This is a genomic window from Natronomonas salsuginis (assembly GCF_005239135.1).
Lineage (GTDB): Archaea > Halobacteriota > Halobacteria > Halobacteriales > Haloarculaceae > Natronomonas > Natronomonas salsuginis.
In genome coordinates, this window is record NZ_QKNX01000001.1 from 196251 (window position 1) to 216110 (window position 19860).

Genomic DNA, 19860 nt, shown 5'->3' on the forward strand with positions numbered 1-19860 from the left:
TTCGTTTAGGCAGACCAAAAACCCTTCCGTTCGTCCGCAGCGACCACAATCGGACCGAGTCCGAACGTTTACTGCGGAGCCACGTGAGTCACCACACATGCCAGACGTCGCAGTCATCGGCGCATCGATGACGCAGTTCGGCCAGCGGGAGGCGTGGATCCGCGATCTGCTCGCCGAGGCCGGCCAGCAGTGTCTCGACGACGCGGGCGTGGAATCCAGCGAAGTCGAACATCTCTACGTATCGAACATGGCCAGCGGGGAGTTCGAGGGGCAGACCGGCGTTCCGAACGCGCTCGCCCACGACCTCGCGGCGATCCCAGCCTACACCCAGCGGGTGGATCAGACCTCCTCATCGGGCGGGGCCGGCATCTACGCCGCGTGGCAATCGGTCGCCAGCGGCGCGTCGGAGATGACGCTGTTGGTCGGCGGAGAGAAGATGACCCACCGAACGACCGGCGAGGCGACGGACATCATCGCGTCGCTCACCCACCCTGTCGAGTACAAACAGGGCGTGACGCTGCCGTCGTTCGCCGGCCTCGCTGCGCGGCTGTACCTCGACCGGTTCGACGCGCCGAGAGAGAGCCTCGCGAAGGTCGCGGTGAAAAATCACGCGAACGGGGTCCGGAACCCCCACGCCCAGTTTCGGAAGGAGATCGACGTCGAAACCGCGATGGAGGCACCGATGGTCGCCGACCCGCTTCGGCTGTACGATTTCTGCCCGATAACCGACGGATCCGCGGCGCTGTTGTTCTGTCCGGCGGAGGTGGCGAGATCGTATGCCGACGAGTACGCCGTCGTCTCGGGGGTCGGCGGTGCGACGGACACACACGTCGTCCACGAGCGCGTCGACCCCACGACGATGGGCGGGGTGGTCGAATCCGGACGACAGGCCTACGAGATGGCCGGAATGAGTCCCGACGATATCGACGTGGCGGAGCTCCACGACATGTTCACGATCCTCGAATTTCTGCAGATGGAGGGGCTCGATTTCGCGCCGAAGGGCGAGGCGTGGAAGGAGATCGAAGCGGGGACGACGACCATCGACGGCGAACGCCCGATCAACACGTCCGGGGGCCTCAAATCGAAGGGCCACCCGCTCGGAGCCTCGGGCGTCGCACAGGGGTACGAGATCTACAAACAGATCGTCGACGACGCGGGCTCCCGACAGGTCGACGCGGACGTCGGATTGGCTTGCAACGTCGGCGGGTTCGGGAACTGCGTGACCACGGTTATCATGGAGGGACGACAATGACAATGGAGGCGTACCGCTACGAGGACGGCTCGATCACCTACCCCGGTCATCCGCGTGGGCCGAACGGCGACGAACCGGTCGACACCGTCGATCTGAGCGAACACACCGCCGAAGTCGTCACGTGGACGACCTCACACGCGACCCCACCGGGCGTCCGGAAACCGAATCACTTGGCGATCGTCGAGTTCGAGATCGACGACCAAGCGGTCCGGGCACTCTGTCAACTCACGACAGGTGACGTGTCGATCGGCGACGAGGTGCGGCCAGTCCACTGCGAGGAGCTTCGAGATCCCGACGCCGGCATCCGGGAGGCGGAGAGCCAATCGTGGGACGGGTACCGATTCGAGCCGGTCGAATAAGTCGACGATTACGGCTCCTCGGGTGGCGCCCCGTTCTCATCACCCCTTTTTTCAGCCTCGTCAGACGTCTCGTCGACCGAGCGTTTTATTGAGGCGAGTTCCTCGTCGACGTCGATCTCGACGCGCTCCGGATCGGGTCGTTCGAGAGTGTCTTCGGCCGGCTCCTCGTCTTCATCGGTGGGCGACGAACCGGTGTCTGGATCGATGGCCTCGGCCAACCGTGCGTCGACCTCGGATCGGAGCTCGCGCGCTTCCGCGAGCAGCCGCTGGACCTCCGGGTTCGACGGTTCCCCGCGAGCGGCCGATTGGAGGTCGGTGAGGGCGTCGTCGAGTCTGCGGAGTGTTTCTCGACTCGTCTCGGCGAGTCGGTCTCGACCCGCGATCGGTGATCGCTCGCCGGTCCGTCCCGAAACCGCATCGATCGGCCGGCCGTCGACGGCGCGGATGACCGCCGCCAACAGCTCCAGCGAGCGGATCCCGGCCTCCAGCAGGGCGATCGTCGTCGGAATGGTATAGCGTTCGGTGAAGCGAAGGAGCCTCGACGGCGACGGCGGCCGGGGGAGTCCCGGCGGCCGCTCACTCGTCGATTCGTCCAGTAACTCCGTGCGGAGCGATTCGAGGGTGTCGGATAGCTCGGCCGTCGCCTCGGCCAGATCGCGCTCGCGGTCGTTCATGTTTTTGCTGGGTGCTGGACGGGCAAAACACTACGGTCGACCCGCGGTGTTTAGGTCGGCGAAAAAACTTTAGCTCGGGGGTCCCCGAAAACGAATCAATGAACGCAACGCCGGACGCTGACGAGGCAGTCGAACTCCGGGTCCACGCGACTTCCCCCGACCGAACGGTGTTCATCGAACCGGACAACTGCGACGGGTGGATCTCGACCGATCTCACGGTCGACGTTCGGCCGTAACCGAACGAGGGTCGTTCTCGATCAGTTCGTCGTCGACTCGGTCACGAGCGTGTCGTCCTCGAGGTAGTGCTCGAGGTGGTGGGCGTGTTCCTCGGCCGTTTCGAGGATATCCCGGAGGAGTTCTTCGGTCGTGTAGTCGCCGAGTTCGCCCGCCAGTGCGATGTGATATCGGAGCGATTCGATGAAGACGCCGAACGCCTCGATATCGTTTTCGAGCGACGTGCGAACCCCGTAGACGTCCTCGCCCTCGGGGTCGATCGGCGCGTGTTCCTCGAACGTCGCGCCCCCGGCAAGCGGGACGCCGCCGATCGCCTGTGCGCGCTCGGCGAGTTCGTCGGCGCTCTCCTCGAGATCCTCGGCGATGTCTCCGAGATACTCGTGAACGCCGAGGAACTCCGCACCCTCGACGTTCCAGTGGTGCTTTTTGATCTGGTGGTACAGCACGTACGTCGCGGCGAGATCCGTGTTCAACGCGTCGACGAGCTGCTCCGCGTTGTCCGGGGCGATTTTGAGGGCGGTCTCTTCGACGCTTCCGGCTCGACGGCGAATCGTCTCTTGGGTGCTCATACAGGTAACGGTACGGTGGCTATTGAGTTAAATATTTTCACTAATCAGAATTCAGTTTTTTATTCAGGTAATTATATTTTGCTTATTTCGCAGACTCACGCGAGAATCCGTCAGATCGGATCGCCCCTGCGGCCGGTTCGCACGCCCGAGTCCGTTCATAAGCGCTTTTATGCGGTGGTGCAGTACGATGGTGTACAGCCTACGCGGGGTTGTGATGCTCCTAGCCGGACAGGACTCACGCACCGAGGCGGTGCGAAGAACCGACCCCACCATGTGGTCGATCGGTTCGACGGCGGGGGAGCGCGAGCCCGCGCGTAGGAGGAGTCAATAATGTCAGTATACGTAGATTTCGACGTGCCGGCCGAACTCGAGGACGACGCCATCGAGGCCCTCGAGGTCGCCCGGGACACCGGCTCGGTAAAGAAAGGAACGAACGAAACGACGAAAGCGGTCGAGCGCGGTAACGCCGAGCTCGTCTTCATCGCTGAGGACGTCAGTCCCGAGGAGGTCGTCATGCACCTCCCCGAGATCGCGGCCGAGAAGGATGCGCCGTACGTCTTCGTCGGCACGCAGGACGACATCGGCCACGCCGCCGGCCTCCAGGTCGGTAGCGCCGCCGCCGCCATCGTCGATTCGGGCGAGGCGAGCGATGACGTCGAGTCCATCGCAGAGAAACTCGAGGAACTCCGGTAGGTGACGCGTCATGAGTGCTGAAAACGAAGGGGACGGCGCGACCCCTGCCGAAGTGATCGAGGTCGTCGGCAAGACCGGCATGCACGGTGAGGCCATGCAGGTCAAGTGCCGGATCAAGGAGGGCGAAAACCAGGGACGGATCATCGCCCGGAACGTCCTCGGACCGGTCCGTGTCGGCGACGTGTTACAGCTTCGCGAGACGGCCCGCGAGGCCGACTCCATCGGAGGACAATAATGGTTCAAAAACGCACCTGCGACTACAGCGGCCAGGAGATCGAACCCGGTACCGGCACGATGTACGTCAGAAACGACGGCACGGTGCTCTGGTTCGCCGATTCGAAGTGCGAGAAGAACTACCTCTTGGGCAGAGAGCCGCGCGACCTCGAGTGGATCGGCGACGACGACGCCGTCGCTGCTGAGGACGAGGCGGAAGCCGAAGCGGCCGAACCCGAAGAAGAGGTAACCGAGGCCGAACCGACGGACGCCGAATCCGAAGACGAAGCGGACATCGAGGACGAGGCCGAAACGGACGAAGACGAGGCCGAAACGGACGAAGCCGAAGAGGAGGTCGAAGCTTGAATGGCCGACGCCGACCGAACCTTCGTCATGGTCAAGCCCGACGGCGTCCAGCGCGGACTCATCGGGGACATCGTCTCGCGGTTCGAGGACCGCGGACTGAAACTTGTCGCCGGCAAGTTCATGCAGATCGACGACGCGCTCGCGCGCGAGCACTACGCCGAGCACGTCGACAAGCCGTTCTTCGATGACCTCGCCGACTTCATCACGTCTGGCCCGGTCTTCGCGATGGTCTGGGAGGGCCAAGACGCCGTCGCGCAGGTCCGCACGATGATGGGCGAAACGGACCCTGCCGACTCCGCACCGGGGACGATCCGGGGCGACTTCGGGCTCGACCTCGGTCGGAACGTCATCCACGGTTCGGACACCGAGGAGGGCTCCGCCGAGCGCGAGATCGGGCTGTTCTTCGACGACGAGGAACTGCTTGACTACGAGCGAATCGACGAACCCTGGCTGTACGAGTAACGTCGCCGCCACGCGCTCGGAACGAGCGAACCGATGCTCGATCGCCGGGAATCATCGGCCGATTTTTCACCACCTACGTCGTAGTGTCACGTATGTTCTGGAATGCCTCGCAGTCGTCTACGGCGCGTTCGTCGCGCTGTTTCCCGAACGCACGCTCGAGTACCTGACGAGAATCGTCCTGGTCGGCTACGAAAACGCCGAGGAACTCGAACCCAGCGAGTGGTATGTCCCGCTCACCCGGATCGACGGCGGTCCTCCTGGCCGTCGCGGGACTACTCGCGATCGCGTTCGAACGCGGCTGCTCGAAAGGCGAGAGCGGATCGGACGACGACACCGACGAGTAACGGCGCGGAAAACGCGACAGTACTTTTTTGACGACCCTCAGTCCCGCGAACCGATCACTCGCCGGCGTAGCCGACGGTGATCTCGCCCGCGTCGAGTTCCGCTTCGACCTCCCGGGCCGCCGTGACCATGTTCTCCATCTTCTGATAGGCGACCCCTCGGGGCAGCAGTTTCACGCCGCAGTCGGGCGAGACGGTGAGTTGCTCCGGCGGGACGATCTCGAAGCCCTTCACGATGTTCTCTCTGATCTCCTCGACGGTCTCGACCTCCGTCGTGTGCACGTCGACGACGCCCAACGCGAGGTCCTTATCGAACGTCGGCGATTTGAACACGTCCAGCTGCTCGTAGTCGCCGTTGGCGAGCTCCAGGTCGTACTCGTGGACCGGCATGTCGAGGATCTCCGGATAGATCCGCGAGTAGTCGCCGTAACAGACGTGCAGCCCGAGTCGGACGTCCTCGGGGACCCCGTCGGCGATGTGTTCGAGACACTCGCCGACGATGGCGTGATCGTCGGGTGTGGTCGCGAGGGCGGGTTCGTCGATCTGGATGTAGCGTGCGCCCGCGGCGACGAGGGCTTCGATCTCCTCGTTGACTAGTCCGGCGAGTTCGTAGGCGAGTTCCTCCTCGCTGTCGTAGTGCTCGTTGAACGACCACGACGCGAGCGTGTACGGGCCGGTGATCGGCACCTTCACCGGACGGTCCGTGACGCCCGACGTGAAATCGAACTCGTCGACGAGCCACGGCTCGGCGTATTCGACCTCGTCGGCCACGGACGGTTTGTCGAAGTAGTTGTGCCCCCAGACCTTGACCGGGCCGTTGAACTCGTAGCCCTCGATCCGGTGGGCGAAGTACTCGACCATCTCGTTGCGTCGCATCTCGCCGTCGACGATGGCGTCGAGGCCGGCGCGGACGTGTTCTTCGGTGATGAGCCGCGCAGCGTCGTCCATTGCCTCCTCAAGGTCACCGTCGTCGAACTCGCGGGAGTCCTCCTCGGCGAGTTCCTTCGCGCGGTTGAGCCACTTCGGTTTGGGGTAGGAGCCGACGACGGTCGTCAACAGGAAGTGCTCCGTGGGGTGGTCTGCCGGGCGGAACTGTTCGCGGGTGTTTGGGAGTTCGCGGCTCATCGGGGAACCTCCGCGGGTGCGGCGGCGAGCGCATCCAGTTTCGCCTCGGCTTTGTTCGTCGGCAGATAGAACAGTTCGGTGTTCGAGGTCGCGTAGATTGTATCGAACTCCGCGACCGGGAGCTGCGATTCGACCCACTCGATCCGCTCTGCGATCTCCTCGGGACTCTCGACGAGCGTGTTCTGTCCGTCGACCACCCCGAGGGCCACGTCGTCTTTCGTGCCGTACTCCTGAATGTTGTAGAGGCTTCCCTCGTGATCGGAGACGAAATCGAACCCGACGGCGTCGATGTCGGCGTCCATGAGGTGTGCGTATGGCTTCTCCGGAATCGAGCCCCAGTAGGTGTGGACGACCACGTCGGCGTCGGCCGCGGCCGCGACGGTGTCTATCGCTTCGCTCACGCGCTCGTCCTCGCCGTCCGCCGGAGCGTCCGTGACGAGCGACGGTTCGAGGAGGAACAGCGTCTCGACCACGGGGAACGCGTCGACCTCCGCGGCCAGGAACTCGGCAATCGCGTCGAGAAACGCCGTCCCGTCGCCGTAGTACTCGTCGGTCGCGAGTTCGGCGAGCGAGTAGGGGCCGGGGAGGACGGCCTGTGACACCTCCGAGGCGGCGTCGAGTTCGGCCGTCACGTCACCGTCCGGCGTCAGGTCGCCCCGAACCACCGGCTCGCGGTAGAAGTTGTTGTTATCGTAGTACCGAACGATTCCCCGCGTCTCGACGTTGTCGTGAACGCAAAGCGGGTGCGCGAGCATGTCGTCCCACCGGAGCTGCCCCTCGACGATCAGATCCAGCCCGGCTTCGAGTTGCCGACCGACGACTTCGGTTCGCGCGCGGTCGTAGGCGTCGGCGATTTCGCCCGTCTCGTCGCCGGATATCAGGTCGTTCTTCTGGTGACCCTTGAGATCCGAGAGGTCGTCCTTCGCCCAGTCAGGCAGTGGATACAGCCCGGGTGTCGTGGAGCGTATCTCCGTCATTGCGCACGGCTACGAGATGACGGCGTTTAATATTTCCTACTCAGGTATTCTTCTGAGTAATTTTGAGAACGACGAGCCGCTCGAAGGGGAACGATTCTTCGGCGATCTGCTCGGCAGCGAGGCCGGCCGTTTCGGCGAGTTCGACGACAGCCTCGATGTCGGTCAGCGTGGAGACGAGCAGATAACATCGACCGGTCGGTCGCAGTATCCGACCGACGTCGGCGAGAAACGGGCGAACGACCCGGCGGCCGTCCTCGCCGCCCGAGAGCGCGTATTCGAGGGGATCGTCCCACTCCTCGTCGGGCGGGGTCGGCAGATACGGCGGGTTGAACACCACCGCGTCGAAGCTGTCGGCCGCGAACGGATCGGTCAGGTTCGACCGCACAATTTCAATCCCCTCCCCCTTCGCTCGCGCACACGCCGCCGGGTTGATGTCGCAGCCGACCACGTCGGCGTGGGTCTCCGAGTCGACCCGCGCGGCGACGTATCCGGAGCCGACGCCGACTTCGAGCACCCGCCCGCCGTCGATGCGATCGAGCACCGCGTCGGCGAGGAGCCGCGAATCCTCCGCCGGTTCGTACACCGTCGTCATCCCGCGCTCGTCGGCTAACTTCATCGAACCGCGTCCTCGTCGGCCGGTGGATCCGTGACAGATTCGTCGACTCCCGATTCGATCTCCCCATCGATCTCCCCCTTGAGTTCCTCGTCAACGTCCCCTTCGGTGACTCTTTTTTCGTCGAGGCTCTCTTCGACGACGTCGAAGACGGCGTCGCCGTTGTACTCGTGTTTCAGCTGCCGCCCGAAGCGATAGATGAATCCCACGAAGAGTACGAACACGAGTATCGAACCGACCGTGGCCGCGTACTTCGACCTCGTCGAACCGAAGGCCGACTGGATCGCGTCGATTGACTGCCAGTACCACGGGAGTTGTAGTGGGGTGATCATCGAAGTCTCACGTGGAGATCAGCCGTCGGTCACGTTCGGCTCGCGTCCGGCTCACGAATCGCTCCGCGCGGCCAGTCGGGAGAGGCGCGCGAACTCGCTCGGGGGGACGTTTCCGGCCCGTTTTCGCATCAGTTCCTCGCCGGCCGCCTCGATCAGCGCCTCCGGATCCTCGATCCCCGAGATGTGTGTCGTGTTCCGGATCGCGTTTCGCATCGTCTTCCGACGCTGGGTGAACGCCGCGCGTACGAGCGCCATGAACCGTTCGTCGTCCGGCACCTCGTAATCCGGAGTGCGGGGGACGGCTCGAACGACGGCGCTTTCGACCGCTGGCGGCGGGGCGAACGCCGCTTTCGGGATCGGTTCGACGATCTCGATGTCGGCGTAGTGGCCGGCCGTGACCGACAGTCGACCGTACTCGTCGGTTCCGGGAGCGGCGGCCATTCGCTCGGCGAACTCCAATTGAAACATCAAGACGAGCGGCCGCCCGGCGGGCAATAGCCGAAACGCGATCTCCGATGACACGCCGTACGGGAGATTCGAGACCGACGCGGTGAACGACGGAAGCTCGATCTCTAAGGCGTCGCCTTCGATGACGCTCAATCGATCGGCCTCGATCTCCTCGGTGAACTCCTCGCGGAGAAACGCCGCGAGCGTCGGATCGCGCTCGACGACCGTCACGCGATCTGCCGCCGAGAGCAGCCGGTCGGTGAGCCCGCCGGTCCCCCCACCGATCTCGAGCACGTGACTCGTGTCGGCGTCGTCCGGGAGATACCCTGGCAGCCGATCGAGGACTCGGTCGTCGACGAGGAAGTGTTGATCGCGCTCGGGATCGCCGCGGACGCCCGCCCTGGCGATGAGCGCGTCGGGGTCGCGCATATCGACCCGATAGCGGACCGTCCCCTATATCGTTCGCGCTTTCGAGTCACTCCGCGTCACGGCGAACGAAGATCCGATACTTGAGATCCTCCTCCCGCAACTCCTCCAGTATCCGTTCCGCGAGTACACCCCTCGGATCGTGGAGCCCGGACACGCGTTCTTCGATGTTCTCGAAGCTCTCGAAGGGGCCGCGCTTCCGCGCGTCGAGAACGTTGTTCCGGAGCTTCTTGCCGATTCCAGGAAGCAGGTTCAGCACGTGGAGCCTCGTCGTGATCGGCTGGGCGTTGTTGTAGAAATCGACGAACCGGCGCTCGTCTGCGTCCATGATCCCGTCGATCGCGTATTCGAGCTCGGATTTCGCGGTGCTCGAGAGATCGTCGTACGATGCCGTTCGAAGGTGTTTGACGTTCTCTCCCGGTGGGTCGATCTCGATCCGGTCCCCGATGTTGACCCCCGCGTCGTCTGTCAGGGCCGCCTCGACGAGCCGGAAGTCGGTGTCACCGATGGCGAACGCGACCGGCGAGCGCTCGTACTGCGGCCGCTCGTCGTCCGGTCGCCCCCTGGGGAGAAAGTCCAACACAACCGCGGCCCGTGGTGCGGCGTCGTCTCCATCGTCGCTCATGCCTCTCCGTACGGGGAGATGCTATTTAAAACACCGGCAGGTCGTCGGGGCGCGTTCGTTGATTCTCGTCGCGTCGAACGAGAGCGCTCGAACGGACGTCCCGATCAGGCGTACTTGACGACGATATCGAGAATTTCGTCGAGTTCGTCGCCGGACAGCGTGTATCGGCCCTGCGCGAACACCGTTCGAAGCTCGTCGCGGTCCTGCGGCAGGAGATCGGCGATCTTGTACGCGGTCGCCTCGTCGACTTTCTCGAGTTCGCAAAGCTCCTCGACGAGCGCTCGGGACTCCTCGGCGTCGAGCACCGAGAATCGATTGACGTGTTCGATGGCCCGCGCGAGTTCGTACCGCATCTCCCGATCCTCGTCGAGCGCTCGGTCGGCCTCAATCTCCGCGAGTAACTCCTTGGCCTCCGCCGTCGTGAGATACTCCTCTCCGAGAACCTCTTTGAATATCGTCATTCCTGCTGGCGTCGAAGGTGAGCCGGGGCGGCGATCAGCGTCTTCGTCACTCCGCCGTCTTTGATCTCGACTTTGAACGCTCGGCCCTGCTTGCCGACCACCGTTCCGGTCCGCCCGTTGAATCGGGGGTGGAACTGTCCCTTCGGGACAGAGGGGTCGAGTTTCAGGTGCACCTTCTCGTCGTTCTCGAACTGCTCGACCGATCGCTGCGGCGGGGACGCGCCGCGATCGCGTGCGCTGTTCTTCAGCTTATTACGGGTCGCTTGTCGTGGTCCGTTCGAACTAGGCATTCTTGTGCCCGTCTAAACGGGTCCGGCACATAAAAGGTGCGTTCCGGTCGCGTTAGCCACTCTGCCCTCGGCGTTTCACCCGACGCGATCGCTCGGTTTTAAATTCGGCCGACTTCGTCGACGCCGACGCTTTCGACGCCATCGACGCCGGCGAACGCCTCCTCGACGGTGTCTGTCCCGCCCGCTTCGTCCGGAATGACGACCGTCGGGAACAGCGCGATCAGACCGAACGCGACGTCCTCGCGGTCGACGCGGCTGATCTTCGCGCCCTCGGGGAGGGCGTTCTCGAGTCGCTCCTGGAGCTCGTCCAGGTCGATCTCGGGGCTCTGCGGCATGACCTTCATTTTGGCGGCGACTTTTCCCATGATTACGGACCCGTGAACCCACAGTCGGGGCACTCGTAGAGGTTGCTCTGTTTGCGGCACTTCGAACAGCGGTAAATCAGGGTTCCACACTCCGGACAGTCGAACTTCGCCGCTGACGTACCGGAGATGTTGATCCCGCAGGAGATGCAGGTGTGTTCCCTGCGTTCCTCGGATTTGCTACTCATACGTCACCGTCCGTCGGCGCGACATTTAACCCTTATCAAGCATACCGGTGGTGACTTCTGGCCCCGTCGCGTGAACAGGCCATGAACACGGTTCGAGAGACTGTTCGGGCGCTCCGAGCCGAAGCGGTCGCCACGGACGAACGCCGGCTACTGGTGCTCCACGGGGACAAAGCGGACTGCTACAAGGAGGCACGAAGCGCCATCGAGTCGGTCGATTTTTCGGGGGCTATCGCCACCGTCTCCGATTGCGACGTGGTCGGCGATCGGATCGACTTCGATCGCACCGAGCGGTTGCTCGGGACGACGTACGACTGTCTCCTCGTCGACTGCCACGACACCTGCCGACCGAACGCCATCGGTCGCGTGACCGGTGCCGTCGACGGCGGCGGACTCCTCGTCCTCCTGTGTCCTCACTTCTCGGCGTGGAAAACGACGCACGGGCGATTCGACGAAACGCTCGCACCACCGCCGTTCTCGGTCGCCGAGGTCGGGTCACGGTTCAAACGACGACTGATCGACACGCTGCGTGCCCACAGGGGAGTCGCCATCGTGGACATCGATACGGGAGTGCGGACGAAGCGGGGACTGACCGATCCGCCGACGCGGCGTCCGGCCGCTCCCCTCGTCCCGCCCGAACGACATGCGTTCCCCGAGGCGGTGTACGAGGCGTGCCGAAGCGGGGATCAACTGGATGCGGTCTACGCCTGCGAGCGCTTGATCGACGATGAGACGGCCGTCGTCCTCGAAGCCGATCGTGGGCGTGGGAAATCGAGCGCGGCCGGGCTCGCAGCCGCCGCACTGGCCGCGCGTGGTTCGAAGGTCGTCGTCACTGCTCCGAGCTACCGGAACGCTGCCGAACTCTTCGAGCGCGCGGCCGAGGTGCTCCGGACTCTCGACGCCCTAACGGATGATGGCCGGGACGGCCAGACCCAACCGTTTCTTCGAACGCCGACAGGTGAGATACGGTTTCGAACGCCCGTTGAAGCCGCCGAAGATTCGCCCGACGTGCTGTTCGTCGACGAGGCGGCCGCGCTCCCGGTTCGACAGCTCGAAGCGCTGTCGGCAGCGGTACCCAGCGTCTGTTTTGCGACGACGGTTCGCGGCTACGAGGGGGCCGGGCGAGGCTTCGCTGTCAGATTCCGGGACGAACTCGAAACGAGTCGTGCGGTCGTCGACTGCGTTCTCGCGGAGCCGATACGCTACGCCGCCGCGGACCCGATCGAAGTGTGGGTGTTCCACGCCCTTCTGTTGGATTCAACTCCGCCGGCGAATCAACTCGTCGAGGGATCGATCCCCGAAGACGCGAGCTACGAACGACTGGCGCAGGATTCCCTCGCCGCGGACGAGAACCTCCTTCGAGAGGCGTTCGGGCTCCTCGTCAACGCCCACTACCGGACGCAACCGGACGATCTCGCGAGACTCCTCGACGCGCCGGACGTTGCGATACGCGCCCTCCTCGTCGACGGACACCCCGTTTCGGTCGCCCTCTTGGCTCGAGAGGGAGGACTCGACGACGACACGCGGCGGCGGGCGTACGAGGGCGGACGGATCCGCGGCAACCTGATTCCGGACCTCCTGACGAGTCAACTCCGCGACCCCGAAGCGGGTATTCCCATCGGAATCCGCGTGGTACGCATCGCGACGCACCACGCCGTCAGGGCCGCCGGATTCGGATCGCGCTTGCTCGACGGGATCGAAGCGGAGTTCTCCGAAATCGGCTCCACGGACGCCGATCCGTACGACGCTCAGGACCGATTCGGTCCGATCGACTATCTGGGCGTGAGCTACGGCGCGACACCCAAACTGTGCTCGTTTTGGACGGCCAACGGCTATCGAACGGTACACCTCTCAGCAACCAGAAACGACACCAGCGGCGAACACTCCGCAGTGATGCTCCGACCGATCTCGGAGGGCGGACGCGACCTCACGGATAGGCACGCCGCGTGGTTCCATCGGCGCATTCTCGATGTCCTCGCGGGCGTCCTCTCCGACGTCGATCCCGACGTCGTTCGTGCCGCGCTCGCGTCCGTCGAGGTCGACACGGACCCCGGACTGACCGATTTCGAGTGGCGACTCGTCGCGAGTTCGGCCGGCGGTCCCGGCCGGTACGATACGGCCCCAGGTCCGTTCCGCCGGCTCGCACTCTGTGCGCTCGTCGACGGCATACTGGACGATCCCGATGCCGAGCGGCTCCTCGTGGTGAAGGCGCTCCAAAATCGCTCGTGGGAGGAGACGGCGGCCGCTCGGGGATTCGTCTCGACTCGGCCGTGCATGCGGGCGATCGGGGACGCGTTTCGACCGATCGTCGATCGCTACGGGACCGAGGTCGCACGAACGGAAGCGGATCGGTATCGGTCCGACTGAGACGATCTCTCCGGGCGCGGCGGCGCTTACGGATGCGAAAAGTACGCCACCGTCTCCGCGTCGTCGTGTCGGTCAATTCGTGCGAACCCGATACGCTCGAACTGGACGATGTCGTCGCTCACGTAGCTCCGAACTCCCGGCTCCGCGCGTCCGGTTTCGTCGCCGTCGATCGTTCGAAGTCGGAGCGGAACGCTCTCGCCCGCGGGCACCCAGTGGATGACGTCGACGCCCTCCTCGCGCACGATTTCGATGCCCTCGTCCGTGAACTCGAAGGCGTCCCCGGTGTATCGGACCGGTCCGAGTCCTTTCAGCCAGACTCGCGTATCCACCGCCGGACGATCGTCCTCCTCGATGCTCACCGCGTCTCCGACGGGTATTCGTCTCCGTCCCCGATCCTTGTGATCGGGGTGGACGAGCGGCTCGGCGACATCCGGTGCGCCGGAGATCGGTATCTCGACGCCGTCGCGCACGAAGAATAGCCGGTCCGCGTCGTCGTCGACCAACTCGCGGTTTTCGGCGTAGACCGACGACATAGCGAGGTCGACGTTCGACGACGACGTCCCGAGCTGAATCATCGCGTTGACGACCGCCTCACCGCGGATCCCCCGACGCTTGAGACTCGCCACCGTCGGCGCGCGCGGATCGTCCCAGCCGTCGAGTTCACCGTTCGCAATGAGTTCTTTGATCGTCGACGTCGATAGCGCCACGTCGTAGGCGTCGATCTGAATGTGCCCCCAGTGGATGAGCTCCGGATACTCCCACCCGAAGTAGTCGTAGACGAACTGTTGACGCTTGGCCGAGTCCTGGAGATCGATTCCGCGCACGATGTGCGTGATCTCGAACTCGTGGTCGTCGACGCCGGACTGAAAGTCCAGCATGGGCCAACAGCGGTATTCCGCGGCCTCCGGTCGCGGGTGCGGCGTGTCGACCATCCGGAACGCGACCCAATCGCGGAGCGCGGGGTTCTTGTGCTCGATGTCCGTCCGGACGCGGAGCACCATCTCCCCGGATTCGTACTCGCCATCGACCATCGCTTCGAACTCGGCGCGCGTCGTCTCGATGTCCTTGTCGCGATGCGGACACGGCTTTCCGGCGTTTTTCAACTCGGAAAACGACGCACCCTCACAGCTGCAGGTGTAAGCCCCCCCTTCGTCGATGAGGTTCCTCGCGTGGTCGTAGTACAGTTCGACGCGATCGGAGGCATTCACGATCTCGTCGGGCTCGAAACCGAGATACTCGATCGCGTCTAGGATCTCGCCGTAGGCGTTCATATCTGGGCGCTTCGTCTCCGGATCGGTGTCGTCGAACCGACACAGCATCCACCCGTCGTACAGCTCTTTGTACGTCCCGATGACGGAGGGCATCCGCGCGCTCCCGAGGTGCCACGGACCGTTAGGGTTCGGTGCGAGCCGCATCCGCACCTCCTCGTAAGAGTCCACGTTCGGGAGGTCCGGAAGCGGTCGGTCGTCAGACTCGTCTTCGGCGTCGATCTCTTCCAGCAATTCCGGCGCAAGGGCTTCGAGCCGATCGCGCTTCTCGGCGACCGACAATCCGTTGACCCGTTCGATCACGGGAGCGACGACGCCGGGGATCTCGTCACCGTGCGGCCGGAACTCAGGATTCTCGCCCATCATCGGGCCCATGATCGCACCGACCTGTGCGTCGCTATCGTGTTTGAGCGCGTTGAACAGCGCGGCCGTCTCGGCCTCGCGCTCGATGCGTCCGCGGAGGTCTTGGTCCATCAGCCGCGACTACTGTGGGAAGCACCAAAACCTCGCGGATTTTCCCGTGGGATCTGCGTTGGCGAACAGGTGGGCGGTGGGAGAGTTCGACAGCGATGGCCCACGCTACCGCTCGGATCGGCTGTCGGCGTCGTCCTACGTCACGGGCTGTCTGGTCGCGCGATCGTACATAAAATAGCGCCCCCGACGGCGAACGTCGGGGTCAGTAGCCCCGCTCGACGAGGAAGTCCGCGATCCCCTCGAGCAGTTCGCTGGACTCGTTGTCGGGAAGCACCTCGAGTCGCTGCTTTCCGCTTTCGATGAGATCGCTAGCTAACTCGCGGGCGAAGTCGATACTGCCGGCGGCTTCGAGCCGCTCGACGGCCGCCTCGATCTCGGCGTCGCTCGGATCGTCGGGCACGAGCGAGTCCGTGTCGATACCCTGATCCCGAGCGTGCAACGTGATCACCGTGCGCTTCCCCTCAATCAGATCCGATCCACGCCGTTTGCCGAGCGTGTCACTCGGGACGGTCAAATCGAGCAGGTCGTCTTGAATCTGGAAGGCGCGGCCGATGTCGAGTCCGTACCCGTGAAGCTCGTCGACGGTCTCTTGTTCGCACCCGAGCAGAATCGCGGGGATCGACGCCGCTGCCGCGTAGAGTACGGCGGTTTTGAACTCGACCATCTCGAGATACTCCTCGGTCGTGACGTCGGTTCGGGTTTCGAACTCGACGTCGAGCGACTGCCCCTCGCAGATCTCCGTACACGTGGTCGCCAACTCGTCGAGCGCGGCGACGCTTCGGTCGGATGGCGCGCCGGTTCCGAGCATATACTCGAACGCTTTCGAATAGAGCGTGTCACCGGCGAGAATGGCGGTTTCGAGGTCGTATTCTCGATGTACGGATGGGACGCCACGCCGGAGATCGTCGTCGTCCATGATGTCGTCGTGGATCAGCGTGAACGACTGGATGACCTCGATCGAGACCGCCGCCGAGAGGATGTCAACGGACTCACCGTGCGGTGTGGGGAACGCCCGGTAGTCGTCCGCCGGGGATCCCGTCTCCGACACCGATTCGGCGACCAACAGCAGAACCGTCGGGCGCAGTCGCTTTCCACCGGCGTCCAACAGATACCGCGATGCCGAGTAGAGTCGCTCGGGCTTTCGTATCGGGAGCTGCTCGGCGATCGCGTCGTTGACGATCGCTCTGCGGTCCTCGATGGCCGATTCGACGCGTTCTGAGGCCATCATTCCGTGAGCTGGATGATGTTCCCGTTTTGGGTGACGTGGAGGTCGCGCCCGAGTTCGTAGCCCTCGTTTCTCACCAGATCGACGTACGGCGAGAAGCCCTTCATGTCCTGGTGGGCCGGGATGATGTTCTTCGGCTGCAGCGCGTCGATCATCTGGTAGTGACCCTCTTGGTTCAGGTGACCCGAGACGTGGATGTCGTCGTAGATCCGAGCGCCCTGCATGCCGAGCAGCTTTTCGGCTTGGTATCGCTGCCCCTCGTTGGTGGGCTCCGGAATGACTCGCGCGGAGAAGATGACCTTGTCGCCTTTATCGAGTTCGTACGGTGTCTCGCCGCGAGCCATCCGCGTCAACATTGCTCGAGGCTCGCCCTGGTGGCCGGTGACGACCGGGAGGTAGTCCTCTTTGCCCTCGTTCATGATTCGCTTGAACGTCCTGTCGACGGACTTTCGGTGACCGTACATCCCCAGATCGCTGGGGAAGTCGATGAAGTCGAGCCGTTCGGCCGTCCCGGAGTACTTCTCCATCGATCGGCCGAGGAGAACCGGCTGTCGGCCGATGTCCTCGGCGAACTCGACGAGCGATTTCACGCGGGCGATGTGGCTCGAGAACGTGGTCGCGACGATGCCGCCGTCGTAGTCCTCCAGCGAGTACATCACGTCCTTCAATTGTGCGCGCGCGACGGACTCGGAGGGCGTCTTGCCCTTCTTGCCGGCGTTCGTGCAGTCTTCGATATAACAGAGCACGCCCTCGCGGCCGATCTCGCGGAACCGCTTCATGTCGATCGGGTCGCCGATGACCGGGTTGTGGTCCATCCGCTTGTCAAGGCCGTAGACGACGGCTCCCTCGGGGGTGTGGAGGACGGGATTGATCGCGTCGATGATGGAGTGGGTGACGTTGACGAACTCGAGTTCGCACTTGTCACCGATCGGCATCGTCTCGCCGGGGTCCATCTTGATCAGATCGTTCTGGACGCCGAACTTCTCCTCGCTTTGGATCTGCTGTTTGACCAGTTCGATCGTAAACGGCGTCGCCACGATCGGTGCGCTGTATCTGTGCGCCAACTTGGAGATCGCCCCGATGTGATCGAGGTGACCGTGCGTCGGCACGATCGCCTGCACGTCGCCCTCGATATCGGACATGACGCGGTCGTCCGGGATCGCGCCCATGTCGATAAGATCGAGACTGTGCATCCGTTCGGTTTCGACGTTGTCGTGGATGAGAACCTTCGACAGGTTCAGCCCCATATCGAAAATAACGACGTCGTCTCCGGCACGAACGGCTGTCATCTGTCGACCGACTTCCTCGTATCCGCCAATTGTTGCGATTTCGACTTCCATTATTTACCTCCGAGAGGCCGCTCGCGGCTCAGCCGCTGAGCGACCGGCCATATACACGGCCGTCTATGACGGACGCGACACCGATGGAATCGGTGCGCCGACGGTCGGAACCGCGAGGGCGTACGATGGGTTGGCCCAGCGTCTCGCCCCCTCAGCCGTCTCCAGTCAGCAACTATGCCGGTCGCCCGTCCGAGTCCGGGGCGACCGTCGCTCGGTTACCGAAGTCTTCGGTGGCCGGGGTTAAAAAGTGCGTGGGTCGCGCGCTGGAGCAGGAGGGAACCGAGAACGCCACCACCGGCGAGCGCCGCAGCGACGCATCGCATCCCGCTCAGCCGATTCTCGTTCCCACGTCCTCGCCGCGTGCGAACGCGTCGAGTCCGTCGATGTCGAACACGTACGCCGGTGCGTCGAGCGACAACAGTTCTCGGACCTTCCCGGCCATCCCGCCCGTGACGTCCGTCGCATTGCTCTCACCGACCGCGTCGGCGACGTCGTCGAACGCCTCGATCCGATCGAGAACGTTCCCGTCGACATCGTAGACACCGGGAACCGCCGAACAGACGCCGACACGGTCGGCATCCATGGCGGCCGAGAGTTCCACGACGAGCTCGTCTCCGGAGACGATCGTCGCGCCGGCCCCCGTTTGTACCACCGTGTCGCCGTGAAGCACCGGAACGAACGCCTCGTCGAGCATCGCCGCTTCGGGATGTGTCTCCAATCGCAACGCTCCGTCCGCACTTCGGCTCGCCGCGGAAAACGGATGGACGGGGACCGCTTCGACGCCCGCGTCGGCGAGCGCGTCGACTACGACCTCGTTGAGCCGCTTCATCGCGCCGTGGATCCCCCGAACCGCGTCTGCGTCGCGGGTCCCGTCAGTCGTCGAGACGCCGTGCGTCGCGGCGTGGTGGTGGCCGAAACTGCCGCCACCGTGGACGACGACGACACGCCCGGGGATCGTCGCGATCGACGCTGCTGCCCGTTCGAGCGCGGACCGATCGATGGCCTCCGGTCGATCCTTCTCCGTGATGACGCTCCCCCCGAGTTTGAGGACGGTCGTCATCGTTCGCGTCGAACCCCCTCCGTGTCGAGTTCGGCTCGGAAGGCGTCCTCACAGCCCGGCGTGTACTCCAGAGCGGTGTGCGTCTGTTCGGTCCGGTCGAGCGCGACGATACAGCCGCCGCCACCGGATCCAGTCAGCTTCGCGCCGAGCGCATCGGCCTCGCGAGCCGCCCAGACCATGGTGTCGAGCGATCGTGCGGAGACGCCGAGCGCCGACAGGAGGCCGTGATTGAAGTTCATCAGCCGGCCGATCTCCTCGACGTCGCCGTCGTCGAGCGCGATCTCACCCGACCGAACGATGTCACCGATCGACTCGACGGTGTCGGCAGCGAAGCCGTACGCTTCCTTCAGCTCCCGAACACCGGCGACGAGTTTCCCGGTGTCGCCCGTATTGCCATCGTAACCGATCACGAACGGCAGCGTCGGGACGTCCTCGATACGTTGACAGTCGTCCCCTTGCACGCGGACGGCTCCCCCCATCGCAGAGCAGAACGTGTCGGCTCGCGACGCCTGCCCGTCCTGTACGTCGTACTCGACCCGATAGGCCCGGTCCGCGATCGTTCCGGCGTCCAGTTCGACGCCGAGTTCGCGCGCCGCCGCGTCGATGCCAGCGACGACGACAGCGGCCGAGGAGCCGAGTCCGGCACCGAGCGGAATGTCGCTCTCGACCGTAATGTCGAATCCGATACCGTCCTCGCCCGCGGCGTCGAGCGCCTGTTCGATCGCGCCGTCGATGTAGCCCATCGCCGCCTCGACGAGCGGCGTCGGTACGTCGACGTCCGGCCGGGGATCGGTCCCGCTGCCGCCCCAGGTGACGGTGAACCCATCGAGCGTCAGGTCGTTCGCCCGTACCCGGAGCCGTTCGTCCTCGCGCCGCTCAACCGTGACCCGTGCCCGCCGCTCGATGGCGCACGGAACGGCCGGTTCGCCGTAGACGACGGCGTGCTCGCCGAAGAGATACACTTTGCCCGGGGCGCTCGACGTGGTCATACTGGTAGCTCGTGGGGGCCGAACAAAAAGAGTACCCGAACGCGCCTCGGATCGGTCGTTTCGCCCGGTTCGGCAAAGAAGCGGTTCACGGCGTCGGCGAGACACCTCGCGTCTCGTTCACACGCCAGAAC

The 19860-nt window shown here is 64.2% G+C and carries 25 protein-coding genes; 8 read left to right on the forward strand and 17 right to left on the reverse strand.

The genetic code is table 11. The features are described 5' to 3' along the window. Positions 1-97: 97 nt before the first annotated feature. Together DM868_RS01130 and DM868_RS01135 are read left to right on the forward strand one after the other, a co-directional pair. A complete protein-coding gene (locus DM868_RS01130; protein WP_137275024.1) occupies positions 98-1252 on the forward strand; it encodes a thiolase family protein in 1155 nt (384 codons plus the stop codon). Then, on the forward strand, positions 1249-1611 hold the full coding sequence (locus DM868_RS01135) for an OB-fold domain-containing protein (RefSeq protein ID WP_137275025.1): 363 nt from the start codon (positions 1249-1251) through the stop codon (positions 1609-1611). The genes DM868_RS01130 and DM868_RS01135 overlap by 4 nt, the downstream gene beginning before the upstream one ends. A gap of 8 nt (positions 1612-1619) precedes the next feature. Here DM868_RS01135 and DM868_RS01140 read toward each other — a convergent pair whose 3' ends face one another. Further along, positions 1620-2285: a DUF7547 family protein gene (locus DM868_RS01140; RefSeq protein ID WP_137275026.1), complete on the reverse strand. Its 666-nt coding sequence runs from the start codon at positions 2283-2285 to the stop codon at positions 1620-1622. A 98-nt stretch (positions 2286-2383) separates the two neighbouring features. Between DM868_RS01140 and DM868_RS14980 the strand changes: the two genes are divergently transcribed. After that, positions 2384-2521, forward strand: a complete 138-nt coding sequence (locus DM868_RS14980; protein ID WP_170964403.1) for a hypothetical protein — start codon at positions 2384-2386, stop codon at positions 2519-2521. A gap of 21 nt (positions 2522-2542) precedes the next feature. Here DM868_RS14980 and dpsA read toward each other — a convergent pair whose 3' ends face one another. Then, positions 2543-3088: a DNA starvation/stationary phase protection protein DpsA gene (dpsA, locus tag DM868_RS01145; RefSeq protein WP_137275027.1), complete on the reverse strand. Its 546-nt coding sequence runs from the start codon at positions 3086-3088 to the stop codon at positions 2543-2545. A 330-nt stretch (positions 3089-3418) separates the two neighbouring features. Here dpsA and rpl7ae point away from each other — a divergent pair, with 330 nt between their 5' ends. The 4 genes from rpl7ae to ndk are packed head-to-tail and all read left to right on the forward strand — an operon-like array spanning position 3419 to position 4822. Continuing rightward, on the forward strand, positions 3419-3781 hold the full coding sequence (gene rpl7ae / locus DM868_RS01150; protein WP_137275028.1) for a 50S ribosomal protein L7Ae: 363 nt from the start codon (positions 3419-3421) through the stop codon (positions 3779-3781). Between the two features lie 10 nt (positions 3782-3791). After that, positions 3792-4016 carry a 30S ribosomal protein S28e gene (locus tag DM868_RS01155; protein WP_015409642.1) on the forward strand — a complete coding sequence of 75 codons (225 nt, stop codon included), beginning with the start codon at positions 3792-3794 and terminating at the stop codon, positions 4014-4016. Continuing rightward, positions 4016-4360, forward strand: coding sequence for a 50S ribosomal protein L24e (locus tag DM868_RS01160; RefSeq protein ID WP_137275029.1), 345 nt, complete (start codon positions 4016-4018; stop codon positions 4358-4360). Before DM868_RS01155 ends, DM868_RS01160 begins: the two co-directional genes overlap by 1 nt. After that, entirely contained in the window at positions 4361-4822 is a 462-nt protein-coding gene (ndk, locus tag DM868_RS01165) for a nucleoside-diphosphate kinase (protein WP_137275030.1), read from the forward strand. It begins immediately after the preceding gene. Positions 4823-5220: 398 nt separating this feature from the next. Here ndk and DM868_RS01170 read toward each other — a convergent pair whose 3' ends face one another. From DM868_RS01170 to DM868_RS01215, 10 genes are all read right to left on the reverse strand, one after another. Beyond that, positions 5221-6288, reverse strand: coding sequence for a methionine synthase (locus tag DM868_RS01170; RefSeq protein ID WP_137275031.1), 1068 nt, complete (start codon positions 6286-6288; stop codon positions 5221-5223). Further along, a complete protein-coding gene (locus DM868_RS01175) occupies positions 6285-7265 on the reverse strand; it encodes a 5-methyltetrahydropteroyltriglutamate--homocysteine methyltransferase (protein WP_137275032.1) in 981 nt (326 codons plus the stop codon). The genes DM868_RS01170 and DM868_RS01175 overlap by 4 nt, the downstream gene beginning before the upstream one ends. A 40-nt stretch (positions 7266-7305) precedes the next feature. Continuing rightward, positions 7306-7881: a HemK2/MTQ2 family protein methyltransferase gene (locus DM868_RS01180; RefSeq protein WP_137275033.1), complete on the reverse strand. Its 576-nt coding sequence runs from the start codon at positions 7879-7881 to the stop codon at positions 7306-7308. Beyond that, positions 7878-8210 (reverse strand): hypothetical protein, encoded by a 333-nt coding sequence (locus DM868_RS01185; protein ID WP_137275034.1) that lies wholly within the window; start codon positions 8208-8210, stop codon positions 7878-7880. The genes DM868_RS01180 and DM868_RS01185 overlap by 4 nt, the downstream gene beginning before the upstream one ends. Positions 8211-8261: 51 nt before the next feature. Beyond that, on the reverse strand, positions 8262-9086 hold the full coding sequence (locus DM868_RS01190) for a 16S ribosomal RNA methyltransferase A (protein WP_137275035.1): 825 nt from the start codon (positions 9084-9086) through the stop codon (positions 8262-8264). A gap of 46 nt (positions 9087-9132) precedes the next feature. Further along, entirely contained in the window at positions 9133-9708 is a 576-nt protein-coding gene (locus tag DM868_RS01195) for a DUF655 domain-containing protein (RefSeq protein ID WP_137275036.1), read from the reverse strand. Positions 9709-9812: 104 nt separating this feature from the next. After that, positions 9813-10169 (reverse strand): RNA polymerase Rpb4 family protein, encoded by a 357-nt coding sequence (locus DM868_RS01200; RefSeq protein ID WP_137275037.1) that lies wholly within the window; start codon positions 10167-10169, stop codon positions 9813-9815. Beyond that, entirely contained in the window at positions 10166-10459 is a 294-nt protein-coding gene (locus DM868_RS01205) for a 50S ribosomal protein L21e (RefSeq protein WP_137275038.1), read from the reverse strand. The genes DM868_RS01200 and DM868_RS01205 overlap by 4 nt, the downstream gene beginning before the upstream one ends. Positions 10460-10557: 98 nt before the next feature. Then, positions 10558-10824, reverse strand: a complete 267-nt coding sequence (locus DM868_RS01210) for an elongation factor 1-beta (RefSeq protein WP_137275039.1) — start codon at positions 10822-10824, stop codon at positions 10558-10560. A gap of 2 nt (positions 10825-10826) precedes the next feature. Continuing rightward, on the reverse strand, positions 10827-11009 hold the full coding sequence (locus DM868_RS01215) for an HVO_2753 family zinc finger protein (RefSeq protein ID WP_137275040.1): 183 nt from the start codon (positions 11007-11009) through the stop codon (positions 10827-10829). Between the two features lie 81 nt (positions 11010-11090). Between DM868_RS01215 and tmcA the strand changes: the two genes are divergently transcribed. Further along, positions 11091-13373 (forward strand): tRNA(Met) cytidine acetyltransferase TmcA, encoded by a 2283-nt coding sequence (gene tmcA, locus DM868_RS01220; protein WP_137275041.1) that lies wholly within the window; start codon positions 11091-11093, stop codon positions 13371-13373. 26 nt (positions 13374-13399) lie between these two features. On the opposite strand, the gene DM868_RS01225 is transcribed toward tmcA, so the two are convergent. The 5 genes from DM868_RS01225 to mvk form a co-directional block, all read right to left on the reverse strand. After that, positions 13400-15115 carry a glutamate--tRNA ligase gene (locus DM868_RS01225; RefSeq protein WP_137275042.1) on the reverse strand — a complete coding sequence of 572 codons (1716 nt, stop codon included), beginning with the start codon at positions 15113-15115 and terminating at the stop codon, positions 13400-13402. A gap of 202 nt (positions 15116-15317) precedes the next feature. Further along, positions 15318-16343, reverse strand: a complete 1026-nt coding sequence (idsA3, locus tag DM868_RS01230; RefSeq protein ID WP_137275043.1) for a geranylfarnesyl diphosphate synthase — start codon at positions 16341-16343, stop codon at positions 15318-15320. Beyond that, positions 16340-17680 (reverse strand): ribonuclease J, encoded by a 1341-nt coding sequence (locus tag DM868_RS01235; protein WP_137275044.1) that lies wholly within the window; start codon positions 17678-17680, stop codon positions 16340-16342. The genes idsA3 and DM868_RS01235 overlap by 4 nt, the downstream gene beginning before the upstream one ends. Before the next feature lie 328 nt (positions 17681-18008). After that, positions 18009-18740 carry an isopentenyl phosphate kinase gene (locus DM868_RS01240; RefSeq protein ID WP_137275045.1) on the reverse strand — a complete coding sequence of 244 codons (732 nt, stop codon included), beginning with the start codon at positions 18738-18740 and terminating at the stop codon, positions 18009-18011. Continuing rightward, the gene (gene mvk, locus DM868_RS01245) at positions 18737-19729 is read right to left on the reverse strand and encodes a mevalonate kinase (protein WP_137275046.1); all 993 of its coding nucleotides are present in this window, start codon (positions 19727-19729) and stop codon (positions 18737-18739) included. Before mvk ends, DM868_RS01240 begins: the two co-directional genes overlap by 4 nt. Between the last annotated feature and the right edge of the window lie 131 nt (positions 19730-19860).